Here is an 8,413-nt window from a genome sequence, read left to right on the forward strand (position 1 = left end):
GTCACCCTCACACGATGTTCAGCTCGGGCCGGAGCCCCGCGGCGAACCGCGTGACGTCCAGCGCGGACACGTCCACCACCGGCGCGCGACCCAGCACCAGGTCGCGCAGCACCTCGCCGACCGCGGGCCCTTGCAGGAACCCGTGCCCGGAGAAGCCCGTGGCGTAGAGGAAGCGGCTCACCTCGCGCGACTCGCCGATCAGCGCGTTGTGGTCCGGCGTCACCTCGTACAGCCCGGCCCACCCGCCGGTCACGCCCACGTCCAGCAACGAGGGCGCGCGCCTGCCGATCGCCTCCGCGAGCCGGGGCAGCCACTCGTCGGACCGGTCGAGGTGGAAACCGGGCTCCTGCGCGGGATCCGACATGCCCATCAGCAGTCCGCGGCCCTCTCGGTGGAAGTAGAACGTGCTGGCGAAGTCGATCGTGAACGGCACCACGGCGGGCAGGCCGGGCACCGGCCCGGTGATCACGAGCTGCCGGCGCAGCGGCGTCACCGGCAGGTCGACCCCCGCGAACCCGCCGACCCGCGCCGACCACGCGCCCGCCGCGCAGATCACCGTGCCGGTCGCGATCACGCCCCGATCGGTCGCCACGGCGCGGATCTCGCCGCCGGACGTCGCGATCCCCGTCACGGTCGTGCCCGTCAGCAGTCGCGCGCCCAGCCGCCGGGCGGCCGTCGCGTAACCCAGGACCACCGACTCGGGCGTGCAGTGGCCGTCGTCGGGGGAGTAGGCGGCGGCGAGCAGCCCGTCGGTCGAGATCAACGGCGACAACCGCCGCGCCTCCGCGACGTCCAGCACCCGGCTCGGCACGCCCAGCGCGTTCTGCGCCACCACGTTCCGCTCGAAGGCCGCGACGTGCGCCGGCTCGGAGAGCAGGAACAGGTAGCCGACGCGGCGCAGGTCGATCTCCTGGCCCGGCCTGGTCGGGAACCGCGCGAACGCCTCCAGGCTCCGCGCGCCCAACCGGATGTTCACCTCGTCGGAGAACTGGGCCCGCACCCCGCCCGCCGCCTTGGCCGTCGAACCGGAGCCGAGCGCGTCCCGCTCCACCAGCACCACGTCCCGCACACCGGCCTCGGCCAGGTGGAACGCCGCGCTCACGCCCATCACGCCGCCGCCGACGATGACGACGGACGCCCGGTCAGGCCAGCCGGAAGTCAAGGTCCGCCTCGACCCGCCGCGTGTCCAGCTGCGCCTTCTGCAACGACCCCGAGCGGTCCCAGTTCATCGACTGCCACCGGGTGAACTGGTCGAGCACCCACCCGCCGGACTGCCGGGAACCGTTGCCCGACTTGCCGTTCCCGCCGAACGGCAGGTGCGCCTCCGCGCCGGAGGTCGAGTTGTTCACGCTCACCATGCCCGCGCCGATGCCCTCGCGGAACGCGAACGCCTTCGCCGGGTCCGTGGTGTAGATCGCGGACGACAGGCCGTAGCCGGGCAGGTTGCCGAGCTCGATCGCCTCCTCCAGCGCGCGGTAGGCGGTGACGCCGACGACCGGCCCGAACGTCTCGTGCCGAAACAGGTCGTCGTCCGGCCGCACGCCGTCCACGACGACCGGGTGGTAGAACAGGCCGCGCTCCGGGTCGCCGCGGAAACCGTTGCGGGGGTTGGCGTCCGTGATCCGGCCCAGCGCCGTCGAGCCGTGCGTGACGTGGTGGTCGCCGATCCAGCCGAGGTACTCCTCGAACCGCGCCGCGAACTTCCCGTCCAGCATCGGCCCGTACAGCACGTCCTCGTCGAACGGGTCGCCGACCACCGCCGTCCCGACCGCCTCCGCGAACCGCCGCACGAACTCGCCGTGCACGTCCTCGTGCACGATCACCGTGCCCAACGACGTGCACCGCTGCCCGCCGGTGCCGAAGCCGGAGAACAGCGCGCCGCGCACCGCCAGGTCCAGGTCGGCGTCCTCGGTGACCACCATCGGGTTCTTGCCGCCCAGCTCCAGGCACGGCGACTGGAGGTGCCGCCCGCACAGCTCGCCGAGCCGCGAGCCCACCGCCGACGACCCGGTGAACGCGACCTTGTCCACCAGCCCCTGCCCGAGCCCCTGCCCGAGCCCGCGGAAGGTCTCCTCGCCGTCGGCGAAGACGATCTCGAACACGCCTTCCGGCACGCCGGCGCGCATCACGACGTCGTAGAACGCCCGAGCGGACGCGGCCGAGTACTCGGCGGGCTTCCACACCACCGAGTTGCCGCACAGCAGCGACGGCACGATGCTCCACGAGGGCACCGCCACCGGGAAGTTGCCCGCCGTGACGACCACCGTGCCGCCGACCGGCTCGCGGAACGTGAACAGCTGCTTGTCCGGCATCTCCGAGGGCACGGTCTGCCCGTAGAGCCGGCGTCCTTCACCCGAGAAGAACGTGCACGTGTCCACGACCTCCCGCACCTCGCCGCGGGCTTCGGGCAGCGGCTTGCCGATCTCCCGGGTGACGATCCGGGCGAGCGCCTCGGCGTTGGCCTCGACCAACCGCCCGATGTTCGCCACCACCTGCCCCCGCACCGGCGCGGGCACCCTGGCCCACTCCCGCTGCGCCGACCGGGCCCGGCGCGCGGCGGCCGCGAACTCCTCCGCCCCGACCAGGTCGACGCGCGTGACGACGTCGGACAGGTCGGCGGGATTGGTGGACACGTAGGTCGTCATGGGCCCAGCGTCGTCCGGACCGCGCCACGTGCCAAGGGTCGATCGGCCGGAACACCCCGGAGGGCTACTCGCCCTTCTGCCCGTCCGCCAGCTCGCGCAGGAAGTCCAGGTGGCCGACGTGCCGGCCGGTCTCCTGCACCAGGTGGGCGAGGACCCAGCGCACGGTGCGGCCGTTGCCGTCGTGGTCGCCCTTGGTGCGGTCGTCCGGGCCGAGGCCCGTCAGCGCGGCGGCCGACCGCTCCCACTCGGCGCGGTACTCGGCGATCACCGACTCCACCGTGTCGCCCTCGTGCAGGAGCCACGACGCGTCCGCGTCCTCGCCCCACAACGACGGCAGCTCGACCCCGCCGGTCTCGATCGACAGCCACCACCGCTCCACCGCGGTCAAGTGCCGCAGCACGCCGAGCGCGCTCACCACCGGTGACGTCGGGATCGGCGTCGCCGCGGCGTCCTCCCAGCTCAGGCCCTCCACCTTCGACACGGCGGTCAGTCGCAGGAAGGTCAGGAACTCGGTCAGCAGCCGCAGCTCGTCGTGCGCGTCCGCCGCGGGCCACACGCGTTCGTTCGAACTCATGTTCGACACCTTAGCTCCTGCGGTACCAGCGCGGCGACGTGGTGACCGGTGGCTTCAACGCCGCGGCGCGCACCACCAGCACGTTGGGCCCCGACCGCGCCGCGTAGTCGTCCAGGCGCGACCGGAACTCCTCGCCGAAACCGTCCACAGCGGACGCCTCCACGCCGAAGCTCTCGGCCAGCGCGACGAAGTCCGGCGACCGCAGGTCGACCCCGAACGGCTCGTGCCCGGCCCGCACCTGGTCGTGCCGCAGCATCCCGTACCCGCCGTCGTCCACCAGCACCACGGTCACCGGCAGCTGCTCCTGCGCGGCGGTGGCCAGGTCGCCGACCGCGAACAGGAACCCGCCGTCACCGCACACCGCCACCACCCGCCCGGTCATCGCGGCGCCCAGCGCGGCGGGGAAGCCGAAGCCGAGCGTGCCCCACCCCACGGGGTAGGCCAGCCCGCGCGGGCGGGTGAACCGGCCGAACCCGCCGACCCAGTACCCGGCCACGCACATGTCGGCCACCACCCGGCGCCCCTCCAGCGCCTCCAGCAGCGGCACCGCGCGCGGCTCGTCCGCCTCGACCGCCTTGCGCACCAGGTCGTTCAGCTCGGCCACCCGGGAGGCGACCCCGGTGTCCGGGCGCGCAGGCACGGCGGCGGCCAGCGCCGACACCACCATCCGCGCGTCGCCGCGCAACGTCACGTCCGGCGAGTAGTTGCGGACCGGCTCCACGTTCACGTTCAGCAGCCGGGGCGGCGCGGGCTGCAGCCAGTTCTGCGTCATCATCCCGTCGAAGTCGCTGCCCACCCCGATGACCAGGTCGGCCTCGTCCCACAGCGCGCCGACCTCCGGCAGGTGGACCGGCCCCTGCACCACGTGGGGGTGGTCGACCAGCCCGCGCGCGCCGTACGTGGTGACGATCGGCGCGCCGATGCGCGAGGCCAGCGCGCCCACCGCCGCGCCGGCGCCCGACCGCGCGGCGCCGCCACCGGCCCAGATCAGCGGGCGTTCGGCGGCCGTCACCAGCTCCACCCCCGGCGCGAGGTCCGGCACGGACGGCGCGCGGGTCGGGATGCGGTTCCACACGCCGGCGTCCGCGGTGAGGAAGTCGGTCGGCACGCCCAGGTACACCGGGCCCTGCGGCGCGGTGGTGGCCAGCAGCGCCGCGCTGTCGGCGTAGATGCCGATCGACTCGGCGGCGCGCAGCGTCCACCCGCCCTTGACCACCGGTAGGAACATCGCCCGCTGGTCGCGAGTCTCGTGCAGGGTGCCCCGGTACTCGCCGGGACGGCGCAGCGTCGACGGGATGTCGGTGGCGATCACCAGCACCGGCGACCCGGACGCGTACGCCTCGCCGGTCGCGCCCAGGCAGTTCGCCGCGCCCGGCCCGGTGGTCACCAGCGCGACGCCGAGCCGGCCGGTGGCGCGGGCGTAGCCGTCGGCCGCGTACACCGCCGTCTGCTCGTGCCGGACGCCGACCAGCCGGATGCCGGAGGTCCGCAGCGCCTCCCACACGGGCAGGTTGTGCACACCGGGCAACCCGAACACGACCTCGACGCCGTGCGCGGCCAGCACACCCAGCAACCGCTCCGCCCCGCTCACCATGCGCCAGACGCTAGGGACGCGACGCCTCGCGGGCAACGTTGCGCTATCGTCGGCAGCGGCGTGCGTGAGCAGACGTGAGGCTGGAGCCACTCCCCGGCAACGGGTGGCAGATCCGCCGCGGGGTGAGGGCACCCCTGCTCATGGAGTACCACCGAAGACCGACGACCGACGCTTGACGCGTCCTTGTCACGCCGAGCCGGGCGGCGGGAGCGAGGACTGCCATGGCGCGATCGTCGTTGACCGAACAGCTGGTCGACCTCCGCCGGAGCTACACCGGCGAGAACCTCACCCAGGCCGTGCCCGCGGTGAAGGCGGTGCTGCACGACCTGCCCGACGACCGGCGCGAACGCGTGGTCGACGCGCTGCGCGGCCAGGCCGACGTGCGCGGCCTGTTCCTGCCCGACACCGAAGAAGACGACCAGCGCGCGCTGGAGTGCGTGCTGCTGCGGGCCGGGCTGGACGCGGGCGGCCACCTGCAACTGCGCCCGCCGGCGAGCATGCTGCGCCCGGCGCACGCGTTCCGCACCGTCGAGCCGGGCAGGCGCCCGCGCGTGCACCTCACCGAGCACGCCCTCGGACCGCTGCTGTACGAGCTGCTGCCGCGCCACGACGAGTCGTGGGTGGCGGGCGTGCCGGGGTTGCGCGTCATCCACCACCCGCGGTCGGTCGAGCTGCGGCTGGTCGGGCTCGACGCGGCGGTGCACCTCGCGGGCGTCGACGAGCGGGCCTGGGCGGACGGCCTGAAGTACGTGCGCACCCTGCTCAAGGGGCGCAACCTGGGCGGCACCTTCATCGACGGCCCGCTGACCGCGGTCGAGCGGGACCACCTGGCCGAGACGCCGTACCCCACGGGCGTGGGCAGCGCCGTGCTGCGCCGGTACCACCTGTTCAGCGCGGCGCCGTGGGTGCGCGCGCTGGCGCAGGGCGACCGGTGGTGGGTCGAGTGGCCGGCGAGCCTCGGCGTGCCGAAGATCGCCGACCGGCTGCTGCACCCGGTGTTCGGCCTGCCCGACGCGGTGGAGGTGCCCAGCGCCGGCGGCGGCCTGGGCGTGTCCACCGGCTGGTACGACCTGTTCCTGCGGGAGGTCGACGGCCCGGACCCCGACCACGAGGAAGCGCTGGCAGCGATGCAGTGGCCGGAGGGCGTGACGGGGTGGTGGGAGCCGCCGCAGGCCGTCAAGTGAGCCGACCTCCCCGGGCGGGTGACACCTGCCCGGGGAGGTGTTCACCCACGGCGTTCGGCCGAGCGGAGGCCGCCGAGCCGACGAAGTCGTCACCGGTGGCCGTGATCACGGCCCAACCGCGCGGACCGGGCGGTGCACGCCGGTAGACTGCGGTTTCGTCCGGCGCGACCGCGTCGAGCCGCCGTCAGAGTGTCAGGAGGACCCCGGTGACCCATCAGGCTGCCGAGGCCCAGCCCGAGGTCGCGCCCCGGCGCGTGCTCGTGGCCGAGGACGAGGCCCTCATCCGCCTCGACCTGGTCGAGATGTTGCGCGAAGAGGGGTACGAGGTGGCCGGGCAGGCCGCCGACGGTGACGAGGCGGTCACGCTGGCCACCGAGCTGCGGCCCGACCTGGTGATCATGGACGTGAAGATGCCCAAGGTCGACGGCATCGAGGCCGCGTCGGTGATCGCCGGCAAGCGCATCGCGCCGGTCGTGATCCTCACCGCGTTCAGCCAGCGGGACCTGGTGGAGCGGGCGCGGGACGCGGGCGCGATGGCCTACCTGGTCAAGCCGTTCGCCAAGCGCGACCTGGTGCCCGCGATCGAGTTGGCGATGAGCCGGTTCGCGGAGCTGCAGGCGCTGGAGAACGAGGTCGCGGGCCTGACCGAGCGCCTGGAGACGCGCAAGGTCGTCGAACGCGCCAAGGGATTGCTGATGACCAAGCAGGGTCTGTCGGAGCCCGAGGCATTCCGCTGGGTGCAGCGCACCGCGATGGACCGGCGTACCACGATGAAGGCCGTGGCCGAAGCCGTCATCGAAAACTTCGGGTGACTATCCCCGCGAGTGATACACGTTCGAGTATCGGACGGCCCGCCAGGTCATTCTTGGTTACTGCGCGCATTGACCTTGTGACCTGCGGCGATTTGAGCTGGATTTAAGGTGCTTATCGCCGGAGCATTTTCCGGTGACTACCGTCACGATGTGGACACAGAGCAGTAAGACCACCTGTTCAGCGAACTCAACTGAAGCTACGTTCCCTCCCTAACCCACGCCCTCGTGTGAGGGCTCCGCCTACCGGCGGGATGGTTGGTGTCATGGGAGGTATTCCGGTGTCAGGAGCACGACTCGGCCGAGTTCTGGCGCTGGCGGCGGCTTCGTCGCTGGTGCTCGCGGCTTGTGCCGGAGGCGGCGGCGGTGGCGAAGCTGGTGGCGACGTCACCTCGGTCAAGATCGGGTTCATGGGTGACCTCACCGGTGAGAACGCGGCGATCGTGATCCCGCCCCGGAACGGTGCGGTGATGGCGGTCGAGGAGTACAACGCCAAGAACCCCAAGGTCAAGATCGAGCTGGTGCAGTACGACAGCCAGGGCAAGGCGGACCAGGCCACCTCGCTGATCACGAAGGCCATCACTCAGGACAAGATCGTGGCCCTCATCGGCCCGGCCTTCTCCGGTGAGTCCAAGGCCATCGGCGGCCAGCTCGAAGAGGGCAAGATCCCCAGCGTCTCGCCGTCGGCCACGAACCCCGGTCTGGCGCAGAACGGCTGGACCTACTGGCACCGCGTCGTGGCCAACGACGCCGACCAGGGCCCCGGCATCGCGGACTTCCTGGTGAAGGCCAAGAGCCCGAAGAAGGCGTTCGTCCTGTCCGACGACCAGGAGTACAGCGTCGGCCTGGCCGACGCCGTCGCCCAGTCGTTCGAGAAGGCGAACGTGACGGTCGAGCGCGACAAGTTCTCCAAGGACGCGTCCGACTACTCGTCCACCGTCACGAAGGTCGCCGCGGCGAACCCCGACGTGATCGTCTTCGGCGGGTACTACGCGCAGGCCGGCCGGCTGCTCAAGCAGCTGCGCGACGGCAACGTCACGGCCACGTTCGCCTCCGGTGACGGCTCGCTCGACCAGCAGCTCGTGACCGGCGCGGGCACCGCGGCCGCCGAGGGCGCCGTCCTCGCCTGCCCGTGCAACATCCCGACGCCCGACGTGACCGGCGCGCTGAAGACGTTCTTCGACAACTACAAGAAGAGCGCCAACGTCGACCCCGCGATCTACGCGACCGAGGGCTACGACGCCGCGACGTCGTTCATCAAGGCCGTCGAGGCGGGCAACACCACCGGCGAGAAGATCAACGAGTTCCTGAAGACCGTCAGCTTCGAGGGCGTCTCCAAGCCGATCAAGTTCAAGGCGAACGGCGAGCCGGAGAACAACGCGATCTTCATCTACCAGGTCGTCGACGGCAAGGTGAAGCTGTTGGGTCCGGCGGAGGAAGCGAAGCTGGAAGGCTGATCCCGAGACGGATCAGGCAAGCAAGCTAGCGCGCTGGGGGGGGGGGGGGGGGGGGGGGGGGGGGGGGGCGCTCCCCCTCCCCCCCCCCCCCCCTCCCCCCCCCCCCCCCTCCGGCAAAACGCCCCCCCCCTCTTGTCTCCTCCCCCCCCC

At 72.4% G+C, this 8,413-nt stretch carries 7 protein-coding genes; 3 read left to right on the forward strand and 4 right to left on the reverse strand.

Annotated features, from left to right (window positions below):
* Nucleotides 1-7: 7 nt before the first annotated feature.
* From ACZ7GX_RS34565 to ACZ7GX_RS34580, 4 genes are all read right to left on the reverse strand, one after another.
* Complete coding sequence (locus tag ACZ7GX_RS34565; RefSeq protein ID WP_498783042.1) at nt 8-1,162, reverse strand: NAD(P)/FAD-dependent oxidoreductase; 1,155 nt, start codon at nt 1,160-1,162, stop codon at nt 8-10.
* A complete protein-coding gene (locus ACZ7GX_RS34570) occupies nt 1,143-2,645 on the reverse strand; it encodes an aldehyde dehydrogenase family protein (protein ID WP_498783044.1) in 1,503 nt (500 codons plus the stop codon). Before ACZ7GX_RS34570 ends, ACZ7GX_RS34565 begins: the two co-directional genes overlap by 20 nt.
* 64 nt (nt 2,646-2,709) lie before the next feature.
* A complete protein-coding gene (locus ACZ7GX_RS34575; protein WP_498783046.1) occupies nt 2,710-3,219 on the reverse strand; it encodes a DinB family protein in 510 nt (169 codons plus the stop codon).
* A 10-nt stretch (nt 3,220-3,229) separates the two neighbouring features.
* The gene (locus tag ACZ7GX_RS34580) at nt 3,230-4,813 is read right to left on the reverse strand and encodes a thiamine pyrophosphate-binding protein (protein WP_498783048.1); all 1,584 of its coding nucleotides are present in this window, start codon (nt 4,811-4,813) and stop codon (nt 3,230-3,232) included.
* A gap of 221 nt (nt 4,814-5,034) precedes the next feature.
* Between ACZ7GX_RS34580 and ACZ7GX_RS34585 the strand changes: the two genes are divergently transcribed.
* The 3 genes from ACZ7GX_RS34585 (at nt 5,035) to ACZ7GX_RS34595 (ending at nt 8,263) form a co-directional block, all read left to right on the forward strand.
* Nucleotides 5,035-5,997 carry a hypothetical protein gene (locus tag ACZ7GX_RS34585; protein WP_498783050.1) on the forward strand — a complete coding sequence of 321 codons (963 nt, stop codon included), beginning with the start codon at nt 5,035-5,037 and terminating at the stop codon, nt 5,995-5,997.
* Between the two features lie 206 nt (nt 5,998-6,203).
* On the forward strand, nt 6,204-6,809 hold the full coding sequence (locus ACZ7GX_RS34590; RefSeq protein WP_053718528.1) for an ANTAR domain-containing response regulator: 606 nt from the start codon (nt 6,204-6,206) through the stop codon (nt 6,807-6,809).
* 278 nt (nt 6,810-7,087) lie between these two features.
* Nucleotides 7,088-8,263 carry a branched-chain amino acid ABC transporter substrate-binding protein gene (locus tag ACZ7GX_RS34595; protein ID WP_498783052.1) on the forward strand — a complete coding sequence of 392 codons (1,176 nt, stop codon included), beginning with the start codon at nt 7,088-7,090 and terminating at the stop codon, nt 8,261-8,263.
* Nucleotides 8,264-8,413: the final 150 nt, after the last annotated feature.

This window comes from Actinosynnema sp. NPDC037264 (genome assembly GCF_055603705.1).

What these genes read in the sequence shown, in the direction of transcription:
- ACZ7GX_RS34575 (WP_498783046.1), bottom strand. Translation starts at nt 3,219, where the DNA reads ATGAGTTCGAACGAACGCGTGTGGCCCGCGGCGGACGCGCACGACGAG.
- ACZ7GX_RS34580 (WP_498783048.1), bottom strand. Translation starts at nt 4,813, where the DNA reads ATGGTGAGCGGGGCGGAGCGGTTGCTGGGTGTGCTGGCCGCGCACGGC.
- ACZ7GX_RS34570 (WP_498783044.1), bottom strand. Translation starts at nt 2,645, where the DNA reads ATGACGACCTACGTGTCCACCAATCCCGCCGACCTGTCCGACGTCGTC.
- ACZ7GX_RS34585 (WP_498783050.1), top strand. Translation starts at nt 5,035, where the DNA reads ATGGCGCGATCGTCGTTGACCGAACAGCTGGTCGACCTCCGCCGGAGC.